This window comes from Kribbella sp. NPDC055110 (genome assembly GCF_053607525.1).
In genome coordinates this window covers 75,482-101,101 of record NZ_JBSGTS010000009.1, presented here as the reverse complement: position 1 = coordinate 101,101, position 25,620 = coordinate 75,482, and the positions used below count along the sequence as shown (strand labels likewise).

23 protein-coding genes are annotated in these 25,620 nt (G+C 68.0%); 8 read left to right on the top strand and 15 right to left on the bottom strand.

The annotated features are described in order from the left end of the window. Positions 1-95: 95 nt before the first annotated feature. Both ACWF0M_RS16460 and ACWF0M_RS16455 read left to right on the top strand, forming a co-directional pair. Positions 96-2,882: a ribonucleoside-diphosphate reductase subunit alpha gene (locus ACWF0M_RS16460; RefSeq protein WP_452236507.1), complete on the top strand. Its 2,787-nt coding sequence runs from the start codon at positions 96-98 to the stop codon at positions 2,880-2,882. Further along, positions 2,879-3,931 carry a ribonucleotide-diphosphate reductase subunit beta gene (locus ACWF0M_RS16455; RefSeq protein ID WP_452236506.1) on the top strand — a complete coding sequence of 351 codons (1,053 nt, stop codon included), beginning with the start codon at positions 2,879-2,881 and terminating at the stop codon, positions 3,929-3,931. Before ACWF0M_RS16460 ends, ACWF0M_RS16455 begins: the two co-directional genes overlap by 4 nt. A gap of 67 nt (positions 3,932-3,998) precedes the next feature. On the opposite strand, the gene ACWF0M_RS16450 is transcribed toward ACWF0M_RS16455, so the two are convergent. The 4 genes from ACWF0M_RS16450 to ACWF0M_RS16435 all read right to left on the bottom strand — a co-directional run bounded on the left by ACWF0M_RS16450 (position 3,999) and on the right by ACWF0M_RS16435 (position 7,298). After that, positions 3,999-4,841, bottom strand: a complete 843-nt coding sequence (locus ACWF0M_RS16450) for an alpha/beta hydrolase (protein WP_452236505.1) — start codon at positions 4,839-4,841, stop codon at positions 3,999-4,001. A gap of 97 nt (positions 4,842-4,938) precedes the next feature. Continuing rightward, positions 4,939-5,517: an isochorismatase family protein gene (locus tag ACWF0M_RS16445; protein ID WP_452236504.1), complete on the bottom strand. Its 579-nt coding sequence runs from the start codon at positions 5,515-5,517 to the stop codon at positions 4,939-4,941. 12 nt (positions 5,518-5,529) lie between these two features. After that, positions 5,530-6,819: an MFS transporter gene (locus ACWF0M_RS16440; protein WP_452236503.1), complete on the bottom strand. Its 1,290-nt coding sequence runs from the start codon at positions 6,817-6,819 to the stop codon at positions 5,530-5,532. A 32-nt stretch (positions 6,820-6,851) separates the two neighbouring features. Then, on the bottom strand, positions 6,852-7,298 hold the full coding sequence (locus ACWF0M_RS16435) for a MarR family winged helix-turn-helix transcriptional regulator (RefSeq protein ID WP_452236502.1): 447 nt from the start codon (positions 7,296-7,298) through the stop codon (positions 6,852-6,854). A 154-nt stretch (positions 7,299-7,452) separates the two neighbouring features. Here ACWF0M_RS16435 and ACWF0M_RS16430 point away from each other — a divergent pair, with 154 nt between their 5' ends. The 5 genes from ACWF0M_RS16430 to ACWF0M_RS16410 are packed head-to-tail and all read left to right on the top strand — an operon-like array spanning position 7,453 to position 13,234. Next, a complete protein-coding gene (locus tag ACWF0M_RS16430) occupies positions 7,453-8,652 on the top strand; it encodes an ROK family transcriptional regulator (RefSeq protein WP_452236501.1) in 1,200 nt (399 codons plus the stop codon). Between the two features lie 11 nt (positions 8,653-8,663). Next, complete coding sequence (locus ACWF0M_RS16425) at positions 8,664-9,962, top strand: extracellular solute-binding protein (protein ID WP_452236500.1); 1,299 nt, start codon at positions 8,664-8,666, stop codon at positions 9,960-9,962. A 6-nt stretch (positions 9,963-9,968) separates the two neighbouring features. After that, positions 9,969-10,928: a carbohydrate ABC transporter permease gene (locus tag ACWF0M_RS16420; protein WP_452236499.1), complete on the top strand. Its 960-nt coding sequence runs from the start codon at positions 9,969-9,971 to the stop codon at positions 10,926-10,928. Next, positions 10,925-11,746 (top strand): carbohydrate ABC transporter permease, encoded by an 822-nt coding sequence (locus ACWF0M_RS16415; protein ID WP_452236498.1) that lies wholly within the window; start codon positions 10,925-10,927, stop codon positions 11,744-11,746. Before ACWF0M_RS16420 ends, ACWF0M_RS16415 begins: the two co-directional genes overlap by 4 nt. A gap of 18 nt (positions 11,747-11,764) precedes the next feature. Beyond that, positions 11,765-13,234 (top strand): glycoside hydrolase family 3 protein, encoded by a 1,470-nt coding sequence (locus ACWF0M_RS16410; protein WP_452236497.1) that lies wholly within the window; start codon positions 11,765-11,767, stop codon positions 13,232-13,234. Here ACWF0M_RS16410 and ACWF0M_RS16405 read toward each other — a convergent pair. The 6 genes from ACWF0M_RS16405 to ACWF0M_RS16380 all read right to left on the bottom strand — a co-directional run bounded on the left by ACWF0M_RS16405 (position 13,227) and on the right by ACWF0M_RS16380 (position 18,233). Continuing rightward, a complete protein-coding gene (locus ACWF0M_RS16405; RefSeq protein WP_452236496.1) occupies positions 13,227-13,463 on the bottom strand; it encodes a hypothetical protein in 237 nt (78 codons plus the stop codon). The genes ACWF0M_RS16410 and ACWF0M_RS16405 overlap by 8 nt on opposite strands. Next, positions 13,460-15,049, bottom strand: a complete 1,590-nt coding sequence (cimA, locus tag ACWF0M_RS16400) for a citramalate synthase (protein ID WP_452236495.1) — start codon at positions 15,047-15,049, stop codon at positions 13,460-13,462. The genes ACWF0M_RS16405 and cimA overlap by 4 nt, the downstream gene beginning before the upstream one ends. Positions 15,050-15,414: 365 nt before the next feature. Further along, entirely contained in the window at positions 15,415-15,813 is a 399-nt protein-coding gene (locus ACWF0M_RS16395) for a hypothetical protein (protein ID WP_452236494.1), read from the bottom strand. A gap of 77 nt (positions 15,814-15,890) precedes the next feature. Continuing rightward, on the bottom strand, positions 15,891-16,982 hold the full coding sequence (locus ACWF0M_RS16390; RefSeq protein ID WP_452236493.1) for a branched-chain amino acid aminotransferase: 1,092 nt from the start codon (positions 16,980-16,982) through the stop codon (positions 15,891-15,893). A 49-nt stretch (positions 16,983-17,031) separates the two neighbouring features. After that, complete coding sequence (locus ACWF0M_RS16385; RefSeq protein WP_452236492.1) at positions 17,032-18,081, bottom strand: 3-isopropylmalate dehydrogenase; 1,050 nt, start codon at positions 18,079-18,081, stop codon at positions 17,032-17,034. Beyond that, the gene (locus tag ACWF0M_RS16380) at positions 18,078-18,233 is read right to left on the bottom strand and encodes a hypothetical protein (RefSeq protein ID WP_166680506.1); all 156 of its coding nucleotides are present in this window, start codon (positions 18,231-18,233) and stop codon (positions 18,078-18,080) included. The genes ACWF0M_RS16385 and ACWF0M_RS16380 overlap by 4 nt, the downstream gene beginning before the upstream one ends. 146 nt (positions 18,234-18,379) lie before the next feature. Here ACWF0M_RS16380 and ACWF0M_RS16375 point away from each other — a divergent pair, with 146 nt between their 5' ends. Then, positions 18,380-18,946 carry an O-methyltransferase gene (locus ACWF0M_RS16375; protein ID WP_452236491.1) on the top strand — a complete coding sequence of 189 codons (567 nt, stop codon included), beginning with the start codon at positions 18,380-18,382 and terminating at the stop codon, positions 18,944-18,946. A 98-nt stretch (positions 18,947-19,044) separates the two neighbouring features. On the opposite strand, the gene serA is transcribed toward ACWF0M_RS16375, so the two are convergent. The 5 genes from serA to ACWF0M_RS16350 form a co-directional block, all read right to left on the bottom strand. Then, the gene (serA, locus tag ACWF0M_RS16370) at positions 19,045-20,643 is read right to left on the bottom strand and encodes a phosphoglycerate dehydrogenase (RefSeq protein WP_452236490.1); all 1,599 of its coding nucleotides are present in this window, start codon (positions 20,641-20,643) and stop codon (positions 19,045-19,047) included. 119 nt (positions 20,644-20,762) lie between these two features. Further along, entirely contained in the window at positions 20,763-21,950 is a 1,188-nt protein-coding gene (locus tag ACWF0M_RS16365) for a S1 family peptidase (protein WP_452236489.1), read from the bottom strand. A gap of 118 nt (positions 21,951-22,068) precedes the next feature. Beyond that, positions 22,069-23,088 carry a ketol-acid reductoisomerase gene (ilvC, locus tag ACWF0M_RS16360; protein ID WP_327641168.1) on the bottom strand — a complete coding sequence of 340 codons (1,020 nt, stop codon included), beginning with the start codon at positions 23,086-23,088 and terminating at the stop codon, positions 22,069-22,071. A 27-nt stretch (positions 23,089-23,115) separates the two neighbouring features. Further along, positions 23,116-23,754, bottom strand: a complete 639-nt coding sequence (gene ilvN, locus ACWF0M_RS16355; RefSeq protein ID WP_452236488.1) for an acetolactate synthase small subunit — start codon at positions 23,752-23,754, stop codon at positions 23,116-23,118. Further along, on the bottom strand, positions 23,754-25,505 hold the full coding sequence (locus ACWF0M_RS16350) for an acetolactate synthase large subunit (RefSeq protein WP_452236487.1): 1,752 nt from the start codon (positions 25,503-25,505) through the stop codon (positions 23,754-23,756). The genes ilvN and ACWF0M_RS16350 overlap by 1 nt, the downstream gene beginning before the upstream one ends. Between the last annotated feature and the right edge of the window lie 115 nt (positions 25,506-25,620).

The following is a 25,620-nucleotide window of genomic DNA, read 5'->3' as shown; positions in this document are numbered from 1 at the left end:
GCCGCCGGTCCCGTCATGCGCCCGCTCGCGTGCTCCCGGGTCTCCGAACTCTTCTGGAGCGCACACCTGTGACCATTGCTTCCTCATCACCCTCGGTGGCGGCAGACCTTCGCACGGAGCTGACCGTCGTCCGCCGCGACGGCAGCAGTACGCCGTTCGACGCCACCAAGATCTCCGTCGCCGTGACGAAGGCGTTCCTCGCCGTCGAGGGCGCCGACGCGGGCGCCACGCACCGGGTCCGTGACCTGGTCGCCGACCTGACCGGCCGGGTCGTCGCCGCCTTGACCAGCCGCGGTGACACCCGCCGCAGCGTGCAGGTCGAGGACATCCAGGACCAGGTCGAGCTGGCGCTGATGCGCGCCGGCGAGCACCAGGTCGCCCGTGCCTACGTGCTGTACCGCGAGGAGCGGACCAGGGCCCGCACCCCCGCCGACCCGAGCGGTGTCACCGAGAAGCCGGCGCTGACTGTCCGCGCGGCCGACGGCAGCCGGTCCCCACTCGACGTCGACCGGCTCCGCGTGATCGTCGCCGAGGCCGCCGCCGGACTCGATGCGGTCGACCCCGAACTGATCCTGAACGAGACGCTCGGCGCCTGCTACGACGGCATCGCGCAGCACGAGGTCGAGCTCGCGCTGGTGATGGCCGCCCGGTCGTACGTCGAGACCGAGCCGCAGTACAGCTTCGCCGCGTCCCGCCTGCTCCTGGACCAGATCCGCCGCGAGGCACTGGGCCGCGTCCACGGCGAGCCCCGGCAGGCGAGCCAGTCCGACATGACCACGGCGTACGTCGACTACTTCCCGCGCTACATCCAGCTCGGTATCGAGGCCGGGCACCTGGACCCCGAGCTCGGCACCTTCGACCTGGAGCGGATTGCGGCCGCGATCCGTCCCGAGCGCGATCTCGACTTCACCTTCCTCAGCCTGCAGACGCTCTACGACCGGTACCTGCTGCACATCGACAAGGTGCGGTTCGAGTTGCCACAAGCCTTGTTCCTGCGGGTCGCGATGGGCATCGCGCTGCGCGAGGAGGATCGCGACGCGAAGGCGATCGAGTTCTACGAGGTGCTCAGCACCTTCCGGTTCATGACCTCGACGCCGATCCTGTTCAACTCCGGCACCACCCGGCCGCAGCTGTCGGCCTGCTTCCTCACCACCGTCGAGGACGATCTGGCCGGGATCTTCACCGGCATCCGCAACAACGCGCTCCTCGCCAAGTACTCGGGCGGCCTCGGCAACGACTGGACCCCGGTCCGCGGCATCGGCGCCCACATCCGCGGCACGAACGGCGAGTCCCAGGGCGTCGTCCCCTTCCTCAAGATCGCCAACGACACCGCCGTAGCCGTGAATCAGGGAGGAAAAAGAAAGGGCGCGGTGTGTGCCTATCTGGAGACCTGGCACATCGACATCGAGGAGTTTCTCGACCTGCGGAAGAACACCGGGGACGAGCGTCGCCGGACCCACGACATGAACACCGCGAACTGGGTTCCCGACCTGTTCATGCAGCGGGTCGAGGCCGGTGGTGAATGGACGCTGTTCTCGCCTGATGAGGTTCCGGAGCTGCACGATCTGTACGGCGCCGCATTCGCCGAGGCGTACGCCGGGTACGAAGCGGCCGCGGATCGCGGGGAGATCCGGGTGTTCAAGCGGGTGCAGGCGGTCGACCTGTGGCGGCGGATGCTGACCGTCCTGTTCGAGACCGGACACCCGTGGATCACGTTCAAGGATCCGTGCAACCTGCGGTCGCCGCAGCAGCACACCGGCGTCGTCCACTCGTCGAACCTGTGTACCGAGATCACTCTCAACACCGGTCCCGACGAGATCGCGGTCTGCAACCTCGGCTCCCTCAACCTGGTCGCCCACCTCACGCCGGACGGCCTGGACACCGGCCTGCTCCGCGACACGGTCCGGGCGGCGGTGCGGATGCTCGACAACACGATCGACGTGAACTTCTACACGACCCCCGAGTCGGAGCGGTCGAACCTGCGGCACCGGCCGATCAGCCTCGGGTTGATGGGGTTCGCGGACGCGCTGTTCACGCTGCGGATCCCGTACGCGTCCGACGCTGCGGTCGAGTTCGCGGACCGCTCGATGGAGGAGATCAGCTACCACGCGATCGAGGCGTCCAGTGAGCTCGCCGCCGAGCGCGGCCGGTACTCGTCGTACGACGGATCGCTGTGGAGCCTCGGGATCCTGCCGATCGACTCGCTCGACCTGCTGCACACGGCACGCGACGGTGACGTGATCATCGACCGCGACACGCACCTCGACTGGGACGGTCTGCGCGCGAAGGTCCTGCGTGACGGCATGCGGAACTCCAACGTGATGGCGATCGCGCCGACCGCGACGATCTCCAACATCTGCGGTGTGAGCCAGTCGATCGAGCCGACGTACAGCAACCTGTTCGTGAAGTCGAACATGTCCGGCGAGTTCACCGTCGCCAACCCGTATCTGGTGGCCGATCTGAAGGAGCGCGGGCTCTGGGACCAGGTGATGGTGTCGGACCTGAAGTACCACGACGGCGTGCTCGCGGGGATCGAGCGGATCCCTGCGGACCTGCGGGAGCTGTACGCGACGGCGTTCGAGATCGACCCGATGTGGCTCGTGAAGGCGGCGTCGCGGCGGCAGAAGTGGATCGACCAGGCGCAGTCGCTGAACCTCTACATGGCGAAGCCGTCGGGTCGGGCGCTCGACGAGCTTTACCGGTCAGCTTGGCGTTATGGCCTCAAGACGACTTATTACCTGCGTTCCCAGTCAGCAACCCATGTCGAGAAATCCACACTGCAGGGCACCGACGGCCGACTCAACGCCGTACCCGTATCCATCCCCGAGCCCACCGGAGCGGTCTGCTCCATCGACGACCCCGACTGCGAGGCCTGCCAGTGACCACCGGACTGAGCGAGATCAACCTGGGCGCATCCCGGGTGCAGGTCACCGACAAGGCGATGATCAACTCCCGCGCCGACGTGAACCAACTGCTGCCGTTGAAGTACACGTGGGCCTGGGAGAAATACCTTGCCGGATGCAACAACCACTGGATGCCGACCGAAGTCTCCATGCAGGCGGACATCTCGTTGTGGAAGTCGAAGGACGGCCTGACCGACGACGAGCGTCTGATGCTCAAGCGGAACCTCGGGTTCTTCGCCACCGCGGAGTCCCTGGTCGCGAACAACATCGTGCTCGCCGTCTACCGCCAGCTGAGCAACCCCGAATGCCGGCAGTACCTGCTCCGCCAGGCGTTCGAGGAGGCCGTGCACACGCACACCTTCCAGTACATCTGCACGTCACTCGGGCTCGACGAGGGCGAGTTGTTCAACATGTACCGCGAGGTGCCGTCGATCTCCGACAAGGACGCGTGGGCGCTGAAGTACACGCAGCATCTGGAGGACCCGGATTTCCGCACCGGTACGCCGGAAGCGGACACCGCGTTCCTCCGCGACCTGATCGCGTTCTACGTGGTGTTCGAGGGGATGTGGTTCTACACCGGGTTCGCGCAGATCCTGTCGCTCGGCCGGCGGAACAAGATGGTCGGAATCGCCGAGCAGTACCAGTACATCCTGCGCGACGAGTCGATCCACCTGAACTTCGGCATCGACTGCATCAACCAGATCAAACAGGAGAACCCGCACCTGTGGACGACCGCGTTCCAGGCCGAGGTCCGGCAGATGCTGACCGAAGCGTGCGAGCTGGAAGTCGCGTACGGCCGCGCGACCATGCCCAACGGGATGCTCGGGCTGACCGCGGACCTGTGCGAGCAGTACATGCACTTCGTCACGGACCGCAGAGCAGAACAAATCGGTATCGAACCGATCTTCGGTGAAACGCGGAACCCCTTCGGATGGATGTCAGAGGTGATGGACCTGAAGAAGGAGAAGAACTTCTTCGAGACCCGGGTCATCGAGTACCAGTCCTCGAGCGGACTCAGCTGGGACTGACTCGATCCGGATCCATCACAGACAGGGAGGCCCGCGGTGCAACTCGCCGCTCCGCGGGCCTTCCGCCTCAGGCCGCGTACTTGCGGATGAAGTCGAGGGCGGTGCGGGCGACCTCTTCCCAGCCGTGGTCGATCACTAGTGAGTGGCCGCGTCCGGGAAGCTCGACGAACTCGGTGATGCCGGGGTTCTTGGTGTGCTGCTTGTACGCCGCGTGCGTGATCGCGTGCGGCACCGTGTGGTCCTTCTCCCCCGAGATCAGCAGGATCGGACCGCGGTTGTCCGCCTTGTAGTCGACCTTGGTCTCGCTGAACGGGTTCAGGTTCGCCACCGCGGCCTGGAAGATCGGTACGCCGGACGCCGCGACGTGGAACTCGTCGTACAGCTGCCGTGCCTCCTCCTCGTCGAGGTTGTTCGCCCAGCCGTACTTGAACTCGTCGAACGTCAGCGTCACGGACCGGCGGGCGTTCGCCGGGTTCCCGAGCACCGGCGAGCCGGCCTTCAACGCGGACGGCGGCAGCGGCAGTACGCCGCGACCCGGGGCCGGATCGATCGACACGGTGACGGCGGCCGCGCCGGTACCAGCGATCTTTTGCGCGATCAGCCCGCCGAACGAATGCCCGACCACGGCCGGCTTGCGGTCCAAGCCAGCGATCGCTTCGAGGTAGTGGTCGGTGACTGCCTGGACCATCTTGCGCGCGAACACCTCGGGATGGTCGCGCGCCTCGGCCACCGTCTCCGGATCGTCCGGCCAGCCGGGTGCGATGGTGCTGTAGCCGTTCTCCTCGAACAACCGGCGCCAGCGGTCCCAGCTGCTGGACAGCAGCCAGAGACCGTGGACGAACACCACCGGTTGCTTGCCGGATGCGTTGGCCCCCTGGACTTCAGACTGTTCGCGATCAGTCAGCGACATAGTCCCCTCCTCGGACTCGGAATGCTAGCGATGCTAGTCCTGCGGCACCGGCGCGCCCAGCAGTCGAAGAAATGCGAGCGCACCCGCACTAACTGGCTCAGTCGAGGAGCGCGATGATCTCCGCCGTCGAGCCGGTCTCGCCCAGTCGCGGGAAGATCCAGTTCAGGGAGTTCTCGTGGGCGGAGGCGGACAGGTCGGTCATCGCGTCGGTGGCGAGGGTGACGTGATAGCCGTGCTCGTACGCCGCTCGCGCGGTCGACTCCACGCCGATACTGGTAGCGACGCCGGTCAGCACGATCTGCGTGATGCCGCGCCGGCGCAGGTGTACGTCGAGGTCGGTGCCGTGGAACGCGCCCCAGTTGCGCTTCGTCACGACGATGTCCTCGGCGTGACCGGCCAACTGGTCGACGATCTGATCGGCGCCCAGTGGCTGGGTCGCGCCGGCCGACCGTGCAGCTTGCTCGGTACGGCCGGTCGGCCGGTCGCCGCCGTCGGCCGCGAAGCTGACCCGGACAAGGACCACCGGGAGGTCGTGCTTGCGAAAGGTATCGGCGAGCTCGACGGTCTTGCTGATGACGTCGGCGGTCGGATGCGGCGCACCGGGGAGTACGGCGACACCGTTCTGCAGGTCGATGACGACGAGGGCGGTCTTCGGGTCAAGGGTGGTGACAGGCACGGATGAACCTTCCTATTCGGGTAGATCGAGGAACATGACCAGTGCGAGCAGACCGGCGACGACGAGCAGGAAAATCGCCAGCTCGTGCAGTCCGGCCGTGGTTGCGCCGTACTGGAAGAAGTGGGCGTTCGCCGCGGCGGAGATGAGCGCGCCGACGTACACGCAGGTTCGGAGCAGGCCTGCGGACGAGCCGATCCGGGCCGGATCGGCCTGCTGGTACAGGGCGGTCTGGTTGGCGAGATTATTGAGGCCCTGCGGTACGCCGGCGATCACGCCGACGACGGCGAGGATCCAGATCGGCGTACTCGGGCCGACGAACAACTGCGCCGCCGCGGCCACCAGCAGAAAGAGGCCTCCGGCAACGAGTTTGCCGCGGATCGCTGCCCGCCGGCCCGTCAGCGCCGTGACCACCACGGCCGCCAGGGACAGCGGCAGCAGAAGCAGCCCGGCTGAGGACGCACCGAGTCCACGGGACTCCTCCAGCCATTGACTGAATCCGTAGAGGAACGAGTACGCGCCCACGAACGCGAGCACCTGACGTGCGTAGGTCAGGATCAGCGGCCGGTTCCCGCCCAGCACGCGCAGGTCGATGAACGGCTCCACGACCCGCAACTGCGCGACCACGAACGCAGCGCCGAGGACGAGCGCGAGCACCAGCAGGTACCAGCGCGAGACCCGCGGCTGCATCAGGAAGAACATCAGCGAGACCAGCGTGGTGGTGAACAGCACGATGCCCACGTAGTCCAGTCCACCGGCGCCCCGCGAACGTGCGCGCCGCGGCAGCCAGAGCGCACCGAGGACCACGCAGATCACCGACAGCGGCACGTTGATCGTGAAGATCAAGTGCCATCCCCCGAGCCCGATCAGGAGGCCGCCCAGCGTCGGGCCGATCACCGCGATCACCTGGTTCGCGATCGACAGGCTGCTCAGGATGACGGCGGGTGTGTCCATCCCGGTCCGGTCGGCCTCGCTGCGGATCAAGGACATCGACGCCGGGTACGCCGCCGACGTACCGAAGCCGAGGAGGACGCGCGAGACGATGAGTACGCCGAGGTTGGGGGCCAGCGCGCCGAGCAGACCGGCCAGGCCGACGAGTGACGTGGCGAACAGGTAGAGCGGTCGCGGACCGAACAGATCGATGAGTCGGCCCATCACAGGCTGACCGACCGCGGTGGCCAGGTACAGGCCGGTGACCAGCCAAGCGGTCTGCGACGGCGGTACGCCGAACGCGGCGCCGATCGGGATCAGCGCGACCGCGAGCATCGACGAGTTGATCGGGTTCAGGATCGACCCGACAAGCATCGGTGCGATCAAATGCCGATCGAAGCGCTGGGTCAACGCCCGGTCGCCGCCTCGACCGCGTGGTCCAGCAGCGCGAGCGCCTTGATGATGGCCCGCCGCTCGGCCTCCGTGCAGTGGTCCTGCAACGTCCGCGCCAGCCATTCCTGCCGGACCTTGCGATCCCCCTGCAGGCGATGCCGCCCGGCCGAGGTCAGCGACACGACGTGCCGTCGGCCGTCCTCGGGATCGGGGTGCCGCTGGATCAGATCGGCGTCCCGGAGCGCGGCGACGATCGCGGCCATCGACTGCGGCCGGATCCGCTCCGCCGCGGCCAGCTCACTCGCCGACGCCGGCCCGTCCTTGTCCAACCGGCTCAGCACCGACGACTGCGACGGCGTCAGATCATCGGTCTCGGCCAGCGCCTTCAACTGCCGCTTGACGCGGCCGAAGACGACCCGCACCTCACTGGCCGCGCGTGCCGCGGACGCTGAGATCTCCATGTCGCCCACCATAACTCATCAGTCCAGACTGATCAGTTCGGGCTGTCGTTCGAGCACCTGGCAGCGCGGCAACCACTTTCCGGAATCCCTGGACACGGCACCGCGGGCCGGACTAACGTCTCAGCTCAACCAATTCTATTCACCGTGAGAATAAATGACGAAGATGGTACAAGGCCCCAGGACGGCGAACCGTGGAGCGATCATCGCCGCGCTGCTGTCCGGGTCTGGGATCGACCGGCGGCAACTGGTCGAGCAGACCGGACTCAGCTGGGCCACAGTGGCCCGGATCGTGGACGACCTGCTCGCCGACGGGCTGGCCCTGGAGCAGCACAAGATCGTCCGGGAGGGCCCGGGCCGGCAGGCCGCGGCACTCGGGTTCAACCCGCGGTCCGGGCTGGTCTGCGGGATCGATCTCGGCGGCACGTACTGCCGGACGGTGATCGCCGACGGCGTCGGTTCGGCGATCATCCGGTGCCGGGACGAAACACCGCGGGACCTGGGCGCCGCCGAACTGGCGTCCTGGACCGCCGACCGGGTGCTCGGGCTGGTCGAGCGGTACGGCGACGGCGTACCGCTCAGGTCCGTCGCGATCGGCCTGCCCGGTGTGGTTGCCTCGACCAAGGACCGCGTGGTCGGCGCGTTCAACCTGCCGCAGATCCTCGGCACCACCTTCGTCGAGACCGTCGGCTCCGAGCTCGGCGTACCAACGATCATCGACAACGACTCCAACCTGGCTCTGCTCGGCGAGCTGCACTACGGCGACCTGCCCGCGGACGACACCGTCGTACTGCTCAGCCTGGGCACAGGTCTCGGCTCGGCGGTGGCCTTCAACCGGCAGGTCCTCGCGGGCTCCGAGGGTCTGCTGGGCGAGTTCGGCCGGCTGCGGTTGCCCGGCCGCAAGGAACGTCTGCGGGACCTGCTGTCCGGGGCGGGGCTGCTGTCGCTGGCCCGGGCGTCCGGGCACCGGCTCCGCTCGGCCGACGCGGTCTTCGCCGATCCGGACCGTTTCGGCAGCCTGGTCGACGACGTCCAGGACGCACTGCTGCACCTGGTGTCGATCGTTGCCCTCGCCTACGAACCGGGCACGGTGGTCTTCGCCGGTGGCTTCGCGGGCGCGTTCAGCGACGCCGTACTGGAGTCGGTCGGCGCCGAGACGTACGAGACCGTCGGCGTCCGCAGCGACCTGCGGCGCTCGGTACTCGGGGAATCCGGCGGCCTGCTGGGCGCGATAGCGGCCGCACTGGGGGGCTACTACACCTCGATCGGGGTGGCTCGTCACCAGGTCGCCGCGATCACCACCTCCGACCTCGGCGTCGCGGCCCTGCTGGACGACTGCGCCGTCGATCACTCATGAGAGGAACTGGCATGCAGCGCTGGAAGACCATAGCTGTCCTCGCGTCGATCTCAGCCGTCCTGACCAGCGTCGCCGCGTGCGGCGGTGGCGACTCGAGCAAGTCCCAACCGGGGAACGAGCTGACCGTCTGGATGATGACCGGCGGCCCCGGCGACAACAAGATCATCAACGACGTCACGAAGCAGTTCAACGAGAAGCATCCCGACGTGAAGGTCACCGTCGAAGTGCAGCAGTGGGACAACATCGTCACCAAGCTGACCACGGCGCTCGCCTCCGACAGCCCGCCGGACATCGTCGAGATGGGCAACACGCAGACCCCACTGCTGACCGCGTCCGGAGCTCTGGCCGAGCTGACGGAGCAGAAGGGCGAGTTCGAGTCGTCCGACGAGTGGCTCGCCGGGCTGGCCGGACCGTCGACGTACCAGGGCAAGCTCTACGCCACTCCCCTGTACGGCGGAACGAAAGTCGTCATGTACAGCAAGAAGATGTTCGCGGCCGCGGGCATCGCCAAGCCGCCGGCGACCGTCGACGAGCTGATCGCGGACTGCGGGAAGCTCGCGAAGGCGCACACCGCGACGCCGAACTTCTCCGCCTTCTACATGCCCGGCCAGTACTGGTTCGCCGGGATGCCGTTCCTGTTCGGCAAGGGCGGCACGATCGCCACCGAGAAGGACAACAAGTGGACCGCGCAGCTGAGCAGCCCGGAGAACCAGGCCGGGCTCGCCGAGTGGAAGAAGTTCCAGAACGCCTGCTCGACGCCGTCCTCGATCGGCGCCGACACCGACAGCCCCGACCAGGACCAGGTCTTCGCCGACCAGAAGGCCGCGATGATCTACGTCAAGGCGTGGGAGCCCGGCGCGGTGGCCGAGAAGAACGCCAAGTCCGGCGCCGACGCCGGCTACTTCATCATGCCCGGCTACGAAGCGGGTAAGCCGCTGCCGGTGATCGTGGCCGGCTCGACGATCGGCATCGCCCAGAACAGCCCGAACAAGAACCTGGCCGTCGACTGGCTGAAGGCTGTCACCGGCAAGACGTTCCAGCAGACGATGACCCAGACGATCCATCAACTCCCGGTCGTCGCCGCCTTCCTGCCGACGGGCAACGTGCCCGAGGTGCTGAAGCTCGGCGCGCAAGCAGCCACGGTCAGCCAGGCACTGCCGTCCACGCCCGGCGAGGCGACGCTCGAGACCGAGAGCTACAACGAGCAGTTCTTCTCGAAGATCGCCAAGGGTGCCGACATCGCGAAGTCCGCGCAGGAGTACGACAAGCACGCGACCGAAGCGTTCAACGCCCAATCCGGACAGCGCTGACGGCCGATGAGCTCGCTGACCCAGGAGACCGCATCGGTCACGCCGCGCACAGACCTTGCTGTGCGCGGCAATCGGCTCGCGCGGCTCACGCCGTACGGGCTGATCGGACCGGCGTTGATCGCGTTCGCGGCCGTGCTCGGCTATCCGATCGTGCGGCTGATCTGGCTGTCGTTGCAGGACTTCGGGCCGCGGTCGCTGTTCACCGGGGAGGCTCCGTTCGTCGGCCTCGACAACTTCACCCGGGTGCTGGCGGACAGCGACTTCTGGTTCACGCTGCTGCGGACGTTGATCGTCAGCGTCGCCTGCGTCGGCGGTCTGATGGTGATCGGCTTCCTGCTGGCCTCCCTGCTGATGCAGGTGTCGGCCTGGGCGCGCGTGCTGCTGTCGGTCTGCCTGGTCTTGGTCTGGGCGATGCCGATGGTGTCGGCGACGATGATCTGGCGGTGGTTGTTCGAGCCGCAGTACGGCGTACTGAACTGGGTCATCACGCAGGTCAAGGTGTTCGGTGACTTCTCCGCGCACGACTGGTTCTCGTCGCCGAGTCAGGCGTTGTCCCTGATCATCGCGCTGATCGTCTGGAAGGGCCTGCCGTTCGTGGTGCTCACGCTGTACGCCGCGATGGGCCAAATACCCGGGGACCTCTACGAAGCGGCCGCTCTGGACGGCGCCGGACGGTGGAACGTCGCGCGGCACGTCACGATGCCGATCCTCGGCCCGGTGCTCGCCGTACTCGTGCTGCTCGAAGTGATCTGGTCGGTCAACTCGTTCACCCCCATCTGGGTTCTGACCCAAGGCGGCCCCGACGGCGGTACGACGACCCTCGGCGTCTACTCGTACCTCGAGGCCTTCACCCGCAACGACTACAGCGGCGGCGCGGCGATCGCGATCATCACGGTGCTGCTGCTCGCCGTACTGTCCGTGCTCTACGTACGGCGGTTGTTCGCGCAGGACGAGGCGATCGCATGAGGAGAAAGCGCGCGCTACCGAACACGATCGCGGTACTCGTCTCGCTGGTGGTGATCTTCCCGGTCTACTGGATGTTCGCGACCGCGCTCAAGCAGCCCGGCAAGATCCTGTCCGCGACGCCGGAGTTCCTCCCCTGGCCGCTGAGCCTGGAGAACTTCCGTACGGCGCTCACCCACGGCCCGTTCCTGCACTACGTCCGCAACTCGTTGCTCGTCTCGGTGTCGACCGTGCTGATCGCACTGGTCGTTGCCCTGGGCGCCTCGATCGCGCTGGCCCGGTTCCGGTTCCTCGGCCGCCGGGCGTTCCTGGTCGGGCTGGTGCTGGTCCAGATGGTGCCGGGCTCCGCGATGGTGATCCCGCTCTACCTGATGCTGCGCTCGGTCGGCGCGATCGACTTCGTCCCCGGACTGATCATCACCTACATGACGTTCGTCCTGCCCTTCACGATCTGGACCTTGCGCGGCTTCGTGGCCGGGATCCCGCTGGAGCTCGAAGAGGCCGCGATGGTCGACGGCTGCGGCCGGTTCGGCGCGTTCTGGCACATCCAGCTCCCACTGCTCGCGCCGGGCATCGTGGCCACCTCGATCTTCGCCTTCATCAGCGCCTGGGACGACTACCTGTTCGCCTACGTGTTCCTGAAGTCGCAGAACAACTACACGCTGCCGGTCTGGCTGGTCTCGTTCCAGACGTCCGACGGCATCGACAACGGCGCCACCATCGCGGCGTCGGCGATCTTCTCGCTCCCCGTGCTGATCGTCTTCCTGCTGATCCAGCGCCGGCTGGTGGGCGGGATGACAGCCGGTGCCGTCAAAGGCTGATTTCCCTTGGAGGAAGTAGTGAACGCAGAGCTCAACCGGCTCGCCCACGGTGTGCTGTTTCCCGCGCTCGGCCGTCCGAAAGTGCCGAACTGGGTGCCGTCCCGGATCGAGGCCGGCCTCGGCGGGTTCGTGATCTTCGGCAAGGACATCGCCGGCGGTCCGCCGTTCCAGCAGTTGGCCGCGCAGTTGCACGGTCTGCGCGACCATGTGCTGCTCTCGATCGACGAGGAAGGCGGTGACGTCAGCCGGCTCGCGGATCTCGGCGGGTTCTCGATGCCCGGCAACCGCGCGTTGGGCGAGCTGAACGACGTGGAGCAGACCCGGAAGGCGGCGTACCAGATCGGGCTTTCGCTGGTCGAGGCCGGGATCGACTGGGACCTGGCACCGGCGGTCGACGCGGCCGTCAACCCGCTGAGCCCGAACGGGATCCGTTGCTTCGGGGCAGATCGGGGGCTGGTCAGCCGGCACACAGCCGCCTGGGTGGAAGGCATGCAGGCAGCCGGGGTCAGCGCGTGCGCGAAGCACTACCCGGGTCACGGTCTCAGCGGTACCGATGCCCACCTCGCCACGCCGCTGGTCGACGTCTCGCGGGAGGAACTGCTGACGAGCTACCTCGATCCGTTCCGAGCGGCGATCGAGGCCGGCGTCGACAGCATCATGGTGTCGCACGACCTGGTGCCGCAGGTGGACGACGTACCGTCGACGATCAGCAAGGTCCTGTTGACCGACATCCTGCGTGGAGAACTCGGGTACGACGGGGTGGTGATCACCGATGCGCTCGAGATGTACGGGATCGCGGACGTGGCGCCGCTGCCCGAGGCCGCCGTACGGGCGATCGAGGCCGGAGCCGACGCGCTCTGCCTCGGGTCGTGGGCCTTCCTCGACGACGTGGATGCGGCTGCGGCCGCGTTGGTCGACGCCGTTGAGAGCGGACGGTTGCCGTTGGAGCGGTTGGAGCAGGCGAACGAGCGGCTGGCTCGGCTGGGGACACGACCCAAGGCGGACGTGGCGGAGCGAGACAACGAGTTGGGCTCGCGGTTGGCTGAGCAAGTCGTCGTGACGCACGGGGATGCGCGGGTGCGGAGTGACGCCGTACTGATCATTCGGTTGGAGCCGACGCACTCCCCTGCCGCTGGATCGTCCGGGTGGGGCGTGGAGACGCTGCTGCGGGATGCAGGCAAGGTTGTCGAGGGCATCGGCTTGTCGGGGTCGACGTACAACGGGCCGGGGATGGCGCGGGCCGGCGTCGGGGAGTTCCGGTCGGAGTACGGCGCCGACAGTCAGGTGGTGCTGATGGTTCGGGGCGCGCATCGGTTCGACTGGCAGGAGAAGCTGATCGCCGAACTGCAGACCCAGCACCCGGACATGATCGTCGTCGACATGGGCGTGCCCGGTGTCGACTACTCGGGCTTCGCGGGCTGGATCCAGACCTTCGGCAGCGCCCGGGTCTGCTCCGAAGCAGCCGCCCGCCGGCTCCTGATCAGCTGACCGCGACCTCGAGTACGCCGATCACCTTCTCGAGCCGCGCGGCCACCCGCCCGGCGTCGAAACCGTTGCCTTCGACGACGATCCGCAGCTCGCCCCGGTCCAGTGACAGGGCGAGCTCGCGGACGTCGTACGGATTGAGCAGTACGGCGATCCGCGCCAGCATTCCGCCCGTCTCGACAACCTCGGCGGTGAAGACCGTCATCGTGCGCTCGACGGCGAGCAGACTCATCGCACGACCTCCTTGTGGCGCAAGAGGCCGAACGTGAAGCCGTCGACCAGGGCCTCCCAGGACGCCTCGACGATGTTGTGGCCGACGCCGACCGTCACCCACGAGCCCTCGCCGTCCGCGGTCTCGATCAGCACTCTGATCACCGCGTCCGTCCCGTGCCCCTGGTCGAGGATGCGGACCTTGTAGTCGACCAGCTCGAACTTGTTCACCACCGGGTACGCGCGCTCGATCGCCGTCCGCAGCGCGTGGTCGAGCGCGTTGACCGGGCCGTTGCCCTCGCCCGTGACGATCTCCCGTTCGCCGCCCGCGACCAGCTTCACCGTCGACTCGGACACCGCCTCGCCGTCGGCGCGCGACTCGGTGATGACGCGCCAGGATTCGACGTCGAAGTACGACGCGCGCTGCCCCGTCACCTCTTCGGTCAGCAGCAATGAGAACGACGCGTCCGCGGCCTCGAACGTGTACCCGCGCGACTCCATCTCCTTGACCCGCTCGGTCACCCGGGTGACCACGTCGCGGTCGTTCCCGAGGTCGAACCCGAGCTCGCGGCCCTTCAGCTCGACACTCGCCCGGCCCGCCATCTCGGACACCAGCATCCGCATGTCGTTGCCGACCTTGGCCGGATCCGTGTGCTGGTAGAGATCCGGGTCCACCTTGATCGCGCTGGCGTGCAGGCCCGCCTTGTGGGCGAACGCGGACAGGCCGACGTACGGCTGCCGGGTCGACGGCGGCACGTTCGTCACTTCGGCGATCGCGTGTGCGAGCCGGAACGACTCGGCGAGATTGCCCTCCGGGAGCAGCCTCAGGTCGCGCTTCAGCTCGAGGTTGGCGACGATCGCCAGCAGGTCGGCGTTACCGGTGCGTTCGCCGTACCCGTTGATCGTGCCCTGGACGTGCGTGACGCCGGCCTCGACGGCGGCGATCGTGTTCGCCACCGCGCAGCCGGCGTCGTTGTGACAGTGGATGCCGAGCCTGGCCCCGGTCGATTCGAGTACGTCGTGGACGACGTCCTGGAGCTCCCGGGGCAAGGTCCCGCCGTTGGTGTCGCACAGGGCGACGACGTCGGCGCCGGCCTCGGTGGCTACGCGTACGACCTCGAGCGCGTAGGCCCGGTTCGCGCGGTAGCCGTCGAAGAAGTGCTCGGTGTCGAGGAAGACCCGCTGGCCGTTCTCCCGCAGGTGCCGGACGGTGCCGGCGACCATCCGGAGGTTCTCGTCGAGCGTCGTCCGCAACGCCCGCTCGACGTGTGCATCGTGGCTCTTGGCAACGAGTGTGACCACGCCGGCGCCGGACTCCCGCAGCGCGGCGACCTGCGGGTCATCAGCCGCGTTGGACTCCGGCTTGCAGGTCGCACCGAAGGCCGCGAACGTCGCGTTCCGTAGGTGCAGCTCGGTCTTCGCCCGCTCGAAGAACTCGGTGTCCTTGGGGACGGCGCCCGGCCAGCCGCCCTCGATGAAGCCGACCCCGAGCTCGTCCAGGTACTGCGCGATGGCGATCTTGTCGGCCACGGACAGCGCCAGACCCTCCTGCTGCGCACCGTCGCGCAGGGTGGTGTCGTAGACGTGGAAATCGTCCGAGATGCTCATGGGTCGGCCTTCCGCGAGGGGTCTGTCGGGCAAACAAAAAACCTCCCGCAAGGTGCGAGAGGTCTGCGCGCTCAGGTACAGCTTGCCGAGCGCGCCTAGGAAATAATCACCCGATAGTGCTTCATGACGTTTCGCAGTCTGCCACACAATGTCCGGACCATGACGAGCCTGTCTCGCATCACGAACATTCAGTACTCCCCGCAATACTCCAGCGCCCGCCCCAGTCCAGTCGCGGCCGCCCTCACCTACCCCGCCACACCGCGTGACCAGCACCGCGTGATCCACGGCACGTCTGGGACAGAACACGAACGGTTATCCCCTCGAATGCGTACCGGGCCGAGCGGGCCGGCGGAGGGCTGTGGGGTTCAGGCGGTGAGGGACCAGCCGGGGTCGTCCCAGGCGGTGTAGAAGTCTTCGCGGGTGAGGGGGCGCAGACCCCAGTCCTCGCGGTCCAGGGACTGGTCGGTGAGCATTCCCTCGTCGTCCTCGAGGCGCTGCCACCAGTACCGCCGTACCTCGCCGTCCTCGCCGACGCCGAGCTGCCGGACGACGACCCACTCCCGCTCGTGCCAGACCGCCTCGTACAGCCAGTCGGTGCCGTAGTCGTCGACAGCCGCGCCGTACGTCCGCGACGCCGTCCCCCGATCCAGATCCCGAATCAGCTCCACGGTCGCTCGAATCGCGGCAACAGTCTCCCCAGACCACCCACGCCGCTCAGCCAGCTCCGCGTAGTACCCCTCGACATCGTCCGGGAAGCTGCTCATAGGCCCCGACCCTATCGAAAAAACACAACGTCCGAAGAACTGTGGTTCATGGCCCACAGTTCTTCGGACGTAAGGGATCAGAACGCGCGGGTCATCCAGCCGTGCGGGTCTGCCGCGCGGCCGTACTGGACGTCGAGGAGGGCGGTGCGGACGGCCGCGGTGACCGGGCCGCCGTTGCCGTCGCCGATCTGGGTCTCGCCGTCCTTCCACTTCAGTGAGGCGACCGGCGTGACGACCGCGGCCGTACCGCACGCGAACACCTCGCGCACCTTGCCGGAGGCCGCGCCCTCGCGCCACTCGTCGACCGAGACCTTGCGCTCGGTGACCGTGTAGCCGAGGTCGGTGACCAGCTTCAGGATCGAGTCCCGGGTGACGCCCTCGAGGATCGTGCCGGACAGCTCCGGGGTGACGACCGAGTTGTCGTCGAGGACGAAGTACAGGTTCATCCCGCCGAGTTCCTCGACCCACTTCTTCTCGACCGCGTCCAGGAACGCGACCTGGTCGCAGCCCTGCTCGATCGCCTCGGCCTGGGCGAGCAGCGAGGAGGCGTAGTTGCCGCCGGTCTTCGCCGCGCCGGTGCCACCGGGGGCCGCGCGGGTGTACTCCTCGCTCAGCCAGATCCGGACCGGCTTCACGCCGTTCGCGAAGTACGAACCGGCCGGCGACGCGATCGCGCAGTACGTCACCTGCGCCGACGGGCGGACGCCGAGGAACGGGTCCGAGCCGAACATGAACGGCCGCAGGTACAGCGACGTCTCACCACCACCCGGCACCCAGGCCTTGTCGATCTCGACCAGCTTGTGCAGCGAATCGAGGAACGTCGCGGTCGGCAGCTCCGGCAGCGCGAGCCGGTGCGCGGACCGCTGGAACCGGATCGCGTTCGCCTCCGGGCGGAACAGGTGGATCGAGTCGTCGGGATGCCGGTAGGCCTTCATCCCCTCGAAGATGGTCTGGGCGTAGTGGAACACCGAGGTCGCCGGAGACAGCTCCAGCGGTCCGAAGGCGGTGATCCGTGCGTCGTGCCAGCCCTTCTCGGCCGTCCAGGTGGCGATCGCCATGTGGTCGGAGAAGTACTGCCCGAATCCCGGGTTCGCCAGGATCTGGGCGCGCTGGTCGTCGCTGGCCGGTTGGGTGTTTGGCTCAACGGTGAACTGTAGATCGGCGCTCATAGCCGCACCGTACCTCTCCACCAACTGGTCATGCGAGCGTCCACCTTCGTCAGCCGGCCGCGCGCTTGGCGATCGCGTCACCGATCTCCGCGGTACTGCGGGCAGCGCCCGTGCGCTCCTCGATATCGGCCGTGACGGCGTCCTCGATCGCGCGCGCAGCCTCGGTCAGACCGAGGTGCTCGAGCAGCAGCGCCGCGGACAGGATCGCCGCGGTCGGGTCGGCCTTCTGCTGGCCCGCGATGTCCGGCGCGGAGCCGTGCACCGGCTCGAACATGCTCGGAGCGGTCCGGTCCGGATTGATGTTGCCGCTCGCGGCCAGCCCGATCCCGCCGCTGATCGCGGCCGCCAGGTCGGTGATGATGTCGCCGAACAGGTTGTCGGTGACGATCACGTCGAACCGGGCCGGGTCGGTGACCAGGAAGATCGTCGCCGCGTCCACGTGCAGGTAGTCGACGGTGATCTCCGGAAACTCCTCGGCGACCTTGTCGACGGTCCGCTTCCACAGGTGACCGGCGTACACCAGCACGTTGTTCTTGTGCACCAGCGTCAGCTTCTTGCGCGGGCGGGCCTGCGCGCGGGCGAAGGCGTCCCGGACGACCCGCTCGACGCCGTACGCCGTGTTCACCGACACCTCGGTGGCGATCTCGGCCGGTGTACCGACCCGGAGCGCGCCGCCGTTGCCGACGTACGGGCCCTCGGTGCCTTCCCGCACGACGACGAAGTCGACCTCGCCCGGGTTCGCCAGCGGCGAGCCGACGGACGGGTAGATCTTCGACGGCCGCAGGTTCACGTAGTGGTCGAGGGTGAACCGGAGCTTCAGCAGCAGGCCGCGCTCGAGGACGCCGGACGGGACGCTCGGGTCCCCGACCGCGCCGAGCAGGATCGCGTCGTGCTTGCGGATCTCCTCCAGCTCGGCGTCCGGCAGCGTCTCACCAGTGGCGTGCCAGCGCTTCGCGCCGAGGTCGTACTCGGTCCGCTCGAACGTCACGCCGTACTGCGCGGCGACCGCGTCGAGGACCTTCAGCGCCTCGGTAGTCACCTCGGGTCCGATCCCGTCACCGGGGACGACGGCCAGCGTGAAGTTCTTCGTCTCGCTCACTTCTTGGGTTCTCCCCCATTGTCACGGCGGTTCATGGCCTCTTGGACAGCCTTGACCTCGTCGCTCGCCGGGCGCGCGGTGCGGCGACGCCGGGTCGCCTTGCGCTCGCGCGCGTCGATCGAGGGCCAGTTGGCTGGATACATGTCGTACATAGCGCTGCTCCCAAATATGTCGTGGGCGGCAGGATGCGGACGAATTTACTCGCACATCCGACTAATTCTCCACAATGCGGGCAGCCTGTCCCGGAATATGAGATCCGGGTGGGGTGACTGGACCGGACCTGTGCGACTCTCAGCCGGTGAGTGCTCCTCCAGAACTGCCGCCGCTGGTGTCGGCTGCCCTCAGCCTGTCCGGCCGGCGTGGATTCGTCAGCTCCACCCGGAACGAGACCGGCCGATTGCTCGCCAGCCTCGCGGCCTCGAAGACCGGCCTGCTCGGTGAGCTCGGGACCGGCTGCGGCGTCGGCTCGGCCTGGCTGCGCAGCGGCGCCGGCGAGAGCACGTCGATCGTCACCGCGGAGAGCGATCCGCAGCTCGCGCAGGTGGTCGCGGAACTGTTCGCCGACGACGAGCGGATCGAGGTCGTCTCCGCCGACTGGACCGCGCTGATCGAGCGTGGCCCGTTCGCGCTGCTGTTCGTGGACGCCCGCGAGGCGAAGCTGTCCGCCCGCGACATCATCGCGGACGTTGTCGAGCCGGGCGGCTTCGTCGTACTCGACGACTTCACGCCGTCAGCGGTCTGGCCGCCGATGTACGAGGGGCGCGTCGACACGCTCCGCCAGGAATGGCTGATGGACAAGCGCTTCACCACCGTCGAGGTGATGGTCGCCCCCGACGCCGCCGTACTGCTTGCCACCCGCCACTAGAACTGAAGCGGGCCCGAGCTATGGAGCTCGGGCCCTTGTCAGCCGCCATGCGCCTGCGGGCGGCTGACCGCCTCCAGTAAATCAGTCGTTCGGGTGAATCAGGCCTCGAGGTCCACGGTGCGGGCTGTGTCTGCCTGAACCGCGGCCGCGATGTCGTCCAGGACCGCCGGGACGATGTTCGAGTCGACCGAGAGCGCGACCAGGGCCTTGCCGCCCTTGCGGTCGCGGCTGACCTGCATGCCGGCGATGTTGACGTCGGCGTCGCCGAGGATGCGGCCGATCTGCCCGACCGCGCCCGGCCGGTCCTCGTAGGTGAGGAACGCCAGGTGCGCGGCGAGCTCGACCTCGACGTCGTACCCGTCGATCTCGACCAGCCGCTCCGACTGCCGGACGCCGACCAGCGTGCCGGACACCGACACCTGGGCGCCGTCGGCGAGCGTGCCGCGGAGCGTGATCAGGTTGCGGTGCTCGGGGCTGTCGTGGTCGGTGACGAGCCGTACCTCGAGGCCCCGCTCGGCGGCCAGCAGCGGCGCGTTCACGTACGAGACGTTGTCCTCGACAACATCCGCGAAGACACCCTTCAGCGCGGCGAGCTCGAGCACCTTCACGTCGTACTGCGTGATTTCGCCGCGGACCTCGACGTCGAGCTGCTGCGCGACGCCGCCGGCCAGCGCGGTGAAGATCCGGCCGAGCTTCTCGGTCAGCCCGATGCCCGGGCGAACGTCCTCGGCGATCACGCCGCCCTGGACGTTGACCGCGTCCGGAACCAGCTCACCCGAGAGCGCGAGGCGGACCGACTTGGCGACCGCGATACCGGCCTTCTCCTGCGCCTCGTCGGTGGACGCGCCGAGGTGCGGCGTGACGACGACGTTCTCGAACTCGAACAGCGGCGAGTCGGTGCACGGCTCGGACGCGAAAACGTCCAGACCGGCGCCGGCCACCCGGCCCTCCTTGAGCGCGCTGTACAACGCCTGCTCGTCGACGATGCCGCCGCGGGCCGCGTTCACGATGATGACCTCGGGCTTGACCTTGTGCAGCTGCTCGTCGCCGATCAGGCCGATGGTCTCCGGGGTCTTCGGAAGGTGCACGGAGATGAAGTCACTGATCGCCAGCAGCTCGTCCAGGGTGGCGAGCCGGACGCCCATCTGCGCGGCCCGGCCGGCCTGCACGTACGGGTCGTAGGCGATCACGTTCATGCCGAATGCGGCCAGCCGCTGCGCGACCAGGACGCCGATCTTGCCGAGGCCGACGATGCCGACGGTCTTCTCGAACAGCTCGACACCCGAGTACTTGCTGCGCTTCCACTCGCCCTTCTTGAGCGACTCGTTCGCGGCCGGGACCCGGCGTGCGGACGCCAGCAGCAGCGCGACGGCCAGCTCGGCGGCGCTGGTGATGTTGGAGGTCGGCGCGTTCACGACCATCACACCGGCCTGGGTGGCGGCCTTCACGTCGACGTTGTCCAGGCCGACACCGGCGCGGGCGACGACCTTCAGCTTCTTCGCGGCGGCCAGGGCCTCGGCGTCCACCTTGGTGGCACTACGGATCAGGATGGCGTCGACGTCGGCGATGGCCGGCAGCAGCGCGGCGCGGTCGGCGCCGTTGATCTGGCGGATCTCGAAGTCGGGGCCGAGCGCCTCGACGGTGGCCGGGCTGAGCTCTTCGGCGATCAGGACGACGGGCCGGGTTACGTCAGTCATGGAGGAATCTCCTGCAGAAGCGGTAGGGGCTCATGAAGAACAGAGCACCGCGCTGTGCCCGCTGCTTCGATGGTACCCCGTTCACTCCGCGCCGTGTTCAGTGACCCGAATGGCGGTCACTAGGAGTCGCAGCTGACCGGATCCGTCGCGTTGGTGGCCCTGTCGATCACCAGCTGGCCGTCCGACCGGACCAGGTCGAACCTGATGTCCACCCGGTTGCAGTTCTTGAAGGCGGCGCCCTTCGCGGTCGGTGCGAACAGGACGTTGTACGCCAGCCGCGCGTAGGAGCCGTCCGGCGCCAGATCGGTGAGGCGCGGGTTGAAGATGTACGACGTCGCGTGGCTGTTGCTGTCCCTTTTCACGTCCAGGGACGTCGCCAGTCGTGCGGAGTACAACGGCTGCACCCCGGGGAAGTCCTTGCGGTTCTGCAGGGTCATGTACTTCGTGAACAGGCGCTGCACCTCCAGGGCCAGCGGCGTGTTGGCGACCTGCAGCACCGGCGTGATCCCGGCCTGCGGACCACGCGAGACCGGACAGGTCCCGCCCGCTGCGACGGTGAGGCCCGTTGGCGACGGGGCGACGTACCCCTGGAGTTTGTCGAGGCCGACGATCGTGCTGGCCTGGACCGTGTCGCCCACGACGAGGCCGATGAGGTCGCCGGTCTTGTCGACGACCGGGCCGCCGAGCTTGGCCGCGTTCATGACCTCGCCGAGTGCCTTGGGGTCGGCTGCGGAGCCGATCGCGTTGATGACCTGTTTACCCGCTGAGGTGTAGCCGACCAGCGCTCGCTCGGCCTTCGGCTCCGGATTCACCGTCGGGAGTTGCAGCGGCGCGCCCTCGAACCCGATCGACTGCAGTACGGCGACACCGTCCGCGCTGGTGCCGAGCAGGTTGGCGCGCCGGATGCGGCCGTCCGGCGTCACCACCACGATCGATCTCGGCTCCTCGACCGCGGACGTGGCGGTCAGGATCCGGCCGTTGTCGATCAGTACGCCGGAAGCCTCGCCGGTCCCCGCACACGTCGTCGCGAGCACCCGGACGACAGCCGGGCCGACCGACTTGAGCACCTCGTCGGTATTGAGCTGCAGGGTTTCCTGCCGGATGAACCAGCCCGCACCGGCGCCGCCGGCGACGATCACGATCAGCACAAGCAGACCGGCCAGGAACCGGCCGAAGATCCACGGACCGCGAGGCTGCGGCTCGGACGGGTGCGACGGGCGGCTCGGCGACTCCAGCTGGGTCAGCGTGCCGGCCCCCGCCGGAACCCGCCGCGGCGGCCGCGGAATCCCGCTCCTGCCGTCCTCCACCGCTCGCCTCCCCCGGAATCACCAGTACAGACCACAACCGTCACATTGTGTCAAACAAACAGGCCCGGACCATCCACCTGGATGGTCCGGGCCTTCGAGTCAGCTGTCGGACAGCTCGTCAGCGCGCAGCGCTGCCCTCGACGTAGTCGTCGTCGTGTGACTTGACCCAGGCCATCAGGCCGCGCAGTTCCTTGCCCACGGCCTCGATCGGGTGCTCCTGGCTCTTCTTCCGGAACTCCGCGAACTCCGGCGCGCCGGCGTCCTGGTCGGCGATGAAGCGGGCCGCGAAGGTGCCGTCGGTGATGTCGCCGAGGACCTCCTTCATCCGGGCCTTCACCGACGCGTCGATGATCCGCGGGCCGGACACGTAGTCGCCGTACTCGGCGGTGTCGGAGACCGACCAGCGCTGCTTGGCGATGCCGCCTTCGTAGATCAGGTCGACGATCAGCTTGAGCTCGTGCAGGCACTCGAAGTACGCGACCTCGGGCTGGTAGCCGGCCTCGGTCAGGGTCTCGTACCCGGCCGTGATCAGCGCGGAGACGCCACCGCAGAGGACGGCCTGCTCACCGAACAGGTCGGTCTCGGTCTCCTCGGTGAAGGTGGTCTTGATACCGCCGGCCCGCAGACCGCCGATGCCCTTCGCGTACGAGAGCGCCAGGTCCCACGCCTTGCCGGTGGCGTCCTGCTCCACGGCGACCAGCACGGGTACGCCGCGACCCTCGGTGTACTCGCGACGGACCAGGTGACCCGGGCCCTTCGGCGCGACCATGAACACGTCGACACCCGCCGGCGGCTTGATGTAGCCGAACCGGATGTTGAAGCCGTGACCGAAGACCAGCGCGTCGCCGTCGACCAGGTTCGGCTCGATGGCCTCCTTGTAGAGCTTGCGCTGCGCGGGGTCCGGCGCAAGGACGACGATCACGTCGGCTTCCTCGACCGCCTCGGCCGGGGTGACGACCCGCAGGCCCTGGGCCTCGGCCTTGGCCCGGCTCTTCGAGCCCTCCGGCAGACCGACCCGAACGTCGACGCCGGAGTCGCGCAGCGAGAGCGCGTGGGCGTGGCCCTGGGAGCCGTAGCCGAGGACGGCCACGTGCCGGCCCTGGATCACCGACAGGTCGGCGTTGTCGTCGTAGAACATTTCAGCAGCCACTTGGGGCACTTCTCCTTAGTGTTGATTCGGTACGGCGGCGGATCGGCCCGGCGGCGGCGCCGGTACCGGGTGGTGGGCAGCTCCGGCGGCGGGTCGGGCCTGCACGGTCGGAGGCCCGGTCTGCACGTGCGGCGGCGGCACCGGAACCGGCCGCAGGGTGCGGTCGGAGATGGAGCGGCTGCCCCGGCCGATCGCCACCATGCCGGACTGCACCAGCTCGCGGACGCCGAAGGGTTCCAGCACCCGGAGCATGGCCTCGAGCTTTTCGGGATTGCCAGTCGCCTCGATCGTGATCGCGTCCGGTGCCACGTCCACCACCTTCGCACGGAACAGCTGGACGGTCTCCAGCACCTGTCCGCGGGTCAGGGTGTCCGCCTTGACCTTCACCAGCAGCAGTTCACGCTGAACCGTCTGCGTGGGCTCGAGCTCGACGATCTTGATCACGTTCACCAGCTTGTTGAGCTGCTTGGTGATCTGCTCCAAAGGCTGCTCGTCCACGCTGACCGCGATGGTCATCCGGGAAACTTCCGGGTGCTCGGTCGGGCCGACCGCGAGGGAGTCGATGTTGAACCCGCGCCGGGAGATGAGCGCCGCGACGCGGGCCAGCACACCGTGCTTGTTCTCGACCAGGATGCTCAAAGTGTGCTTGGACATTAGAGCTCCTCGCTGTCCCAGTGGGGCGCCATGTCGCGGGCGATCTGGATCTCGTCGTTGCTGGTGCCGGCGGCGACCATCGGCCAGACCATCGCGTCGCGGTGCACGACGAAGTCCACGACGACCGGCTGGTCGGTGACCGACATCGCCTTGTCGATGGTGGCGTCGACCGAGTCCTTGTCCGAGCAGCGCAGCCCGACGCCGCCCATCGCCTCGGCGAGCTTGGCGAAGTCCGGGATCCGGGCCGAGTGCAGGTCGGTGTTGGAGTAGCGCTTGTCGTAGAACAGCGTCTGCCACTGGCGGACCATGCCCAGCGACTGGTTGTTGATCACGGCAACCTTGATCGGGATGCCCTCGAGCGCGCAGGTGACGAGCTCCTGGTTGGTCATCTGGAAGCAGCCGTCGCCGTCGATCGCCCACACGGTCTTGTCCGGCCGCGCGACCTTGGCGCCCATCGCGGCCGGCACGGCGTACCCCATGGTGCCCAGACCGCCGGAGTTCAGCCAGTGACCGGGCTTCTCGAACGGCAGGTAGTGCGCGGACCACATCTGGTGCTGGCCGACGCCGGCCGTGTAGATGGCGTCCGGGCCGGCGATCTGGCCGATCCGCTCGATCACGTACTGCGGCGACAGCGTGCCGTCCTCGGGTTCGTCGTACGCCACCGGGTACTTGGCGCGGACCGATTCGAGCTGACCACGCCAGGCGTCGTACGACGGGGTGCGGCCGACGCTCTCGATCTCGGTCTTGAGGGCCGCGATCAGATCGACGATGACCTCCTTGCAGTCACCCACGATCGGCACGTCGGCGGCGCGGTTCTTGCCGATCTCGGCCGGGTCGATGTCGGCGTGGATGACCTTCGCCTCAGGGGCGAACGAGTCGAGCTTGCCAGTCACCCGGTCGTCGAACCGGGCGCCCAGGGTGATCAGCAGATCGGAGCGCTGCAGGGCCCCGACCGCCGACACCGAGCCGTGCATCCCGGGCATCCCGAAGTGCAGCTCGTGGGTGTCCGGCAGCGCGCCGCGGGCCATCAGCGTCGTGACCACCGGGATGCCGAGCAGCTCGGCGAGCTCCTTCAGTTCGGCGCTGGCCCGGGCCCGGATCACACCGCCGCCGACGTACAGGACGGGCTTCTCGGCGGCGACGATCAGGCGGGCCGCCTCGCGCACCTGCTTGGGGTGCGGGCGGGTCACCGGCCGGTAGCCGGGCAGCGACAGCTCGGTCGGCCACTGGAAGTCGACGCCCGGGGTCTGCATCGCGTCCTTGGTCACGTCGACCAGCACCGGGCCGGGGCGGCCGGTGGAGGCGATGTGGAACGCCTCGGCGATCGTGGTGGCGATGTCGTTCGGGTCGGTCACCAGGAAGTTGTGCTTGGTGATCGGCATCGTGATGCCGCGGATGTCCGCCTCCTGGAAGGCGTCGGTGCCGATCGCGGCGCCCGCGACCTGGCCGGTGATCGCCACCAGCGGCACCGAGTCCATGTACGCGTCGGCGATCGGCGTCACCAGGTTCGTCGCGCCGGGGCCGGAGGTGGCCATGCAGACGCCGACCTTGCCGGACGCCGCGGCGTACCCCTGGGCGGCGTGACCGGCGCCCTGCTCGTGACGTACCAGGATGTGGCGGATCTGGGTCGAGTCGAGCATCGGGTCGTACGCCGGGAGGATCGCGCCGCCCGGGATGCCGAAGACGGTGTCGACCCCGGCATGTTCCAGTGCGCGGATCAGAGCCTGTGCCCCGGTCAGCTGCTCACTCATGAGTGCCTTCCCTCAGTCAGTCACGCTGTTTTGCCTAGAAAAGCTGTGCTGCTCGCGACCGATCCATCCTCGCTCGTGGCCGTTGTCCCTGCACTACTGGGTCGCAGATAGTCGC

What these genes read in the sequence shown, in the direction of transcription:
- ACWF0M_RS16435 (WP_452236502.1), bottom strand. Translation starts at nt 7,298, where the DNA reads ATGGAGATCTCAGCGTCCGCGGCACGCGCGGCCAGTGAGGTGCGGGTC.
- ACWF0M_RS16415 (WP_452236498.1), top strand. Translation starts at nt 10,925, where the DNA reads ATGAGGAGAAAGCGCGCGCTACCGAACACGATCGCGGTACTCGTCTCG.
- ACWF0M_RS16380 (WP_166680506.1), bottom strand. Translation starts at nt 18,233, where the DNA reads ATGTACGACATGTATCCAGCCAACTGGCCCTCGATCGACGCGCGCGAG.
- cimA (WP_452236495.1), bottom strand. Translation starts at nt 15,049, where the DNA reads ATGAGCATCTCGGACGATTTCCACGTCTACGACACCACCCTGCGCGAC.
- ACWF0M_RS16390 (WP_452236493.1), bottom strand. Translation starts at nt 16,982, where the DNA reads ATGAGCGCCGATCTACAGTTCACCGTTGAGCCAAACACCCAACCGGCC.
- ilvC (WP_327641168.1), bottom strand. Translation starts at nt 23,088, where the DNA reads ATGTTCTACGACGACAACGCCGACCTGTCGGTGATCCAGGGCCGGCAC.
- ACWF0M_RS16395 (WP_452236494.1), bottom strand. Translation starts at nt 15,813, where the DNA reads ATGAGCAGCTTCCCGGACGATGTCGAGGGGTACTACGCGGAGCTGGCT.
- ACWF0M_RS16425 (WP_452236500.1), top strand. Translation starts at nt 8,664, where the DNA reads ATGCAGCGCTGGAAGACCATAGCTGTCCTCGCGTCGATCTCAGCCGTC.
- ACWF0M_RS16450 (WP_452236505.1), bottom strand. Translation starts at nt 4,841, where the DNA reads ATGTCGCTGACTGATCGCGAACAGTCTGAAGTCCAGGGGGCCAACGCA.
- ilvN (WP_452236488.1), bottom strand. Translation starts at nt 23,754, where the DNA reads ATGTCCAAGCACACTTTGAGCATCCTGGTCGAGAACAAGCACGGTGTG.
- ACWF0M_RS16430 (WP_452236501.1), top strand. Translation starts at nt 7,453, where the DNA reads ATGACGAAGATGGTACAAGGCCCCAGGACGGCGAACCGTGGAGCGATC.
- ACWF0M_RS16350 (WP_452236487.1), bottom strand. Translation starts at nt 25,505, where the DNA reads ATGAGTGAGCAGCTGACCGGGGCACAGGCTCTGATCCGCGCACTGGAA.
- ACWF0M_RS16405 (WP_452236496.1), bottom strand. Translation starts at nt 13,463, where the DNA reads ATGAGTCTGCTCGCCGTCGAGCGCACGATGACGGTCTTCACCGCCGAG.
- serA (WP_452236490.1), bottom strand. Translation starts at nt 20,643, where the DNA reads ATGACTGACGTAACCCGGCCCGTCGTCCTGATCGCCGAAGAGCTCAGC.
- ACWF0M_RS16440 (WP_452236503.1), bottom strand. Translation starts at nt 6,819, where the DNA reads ATGCTTGTCGGGTCGATCCTGAACCCGATCAACTCGTCGATGCTCGCG.
- ACWF0M_RS16420 (WP_452236499.1), top strand. Translation starts at nt 9,969, where the DNA reads ATGAGCTCGCTGACCCAGGAGACCGCATCGGTCACGCCGCGCACAGAC.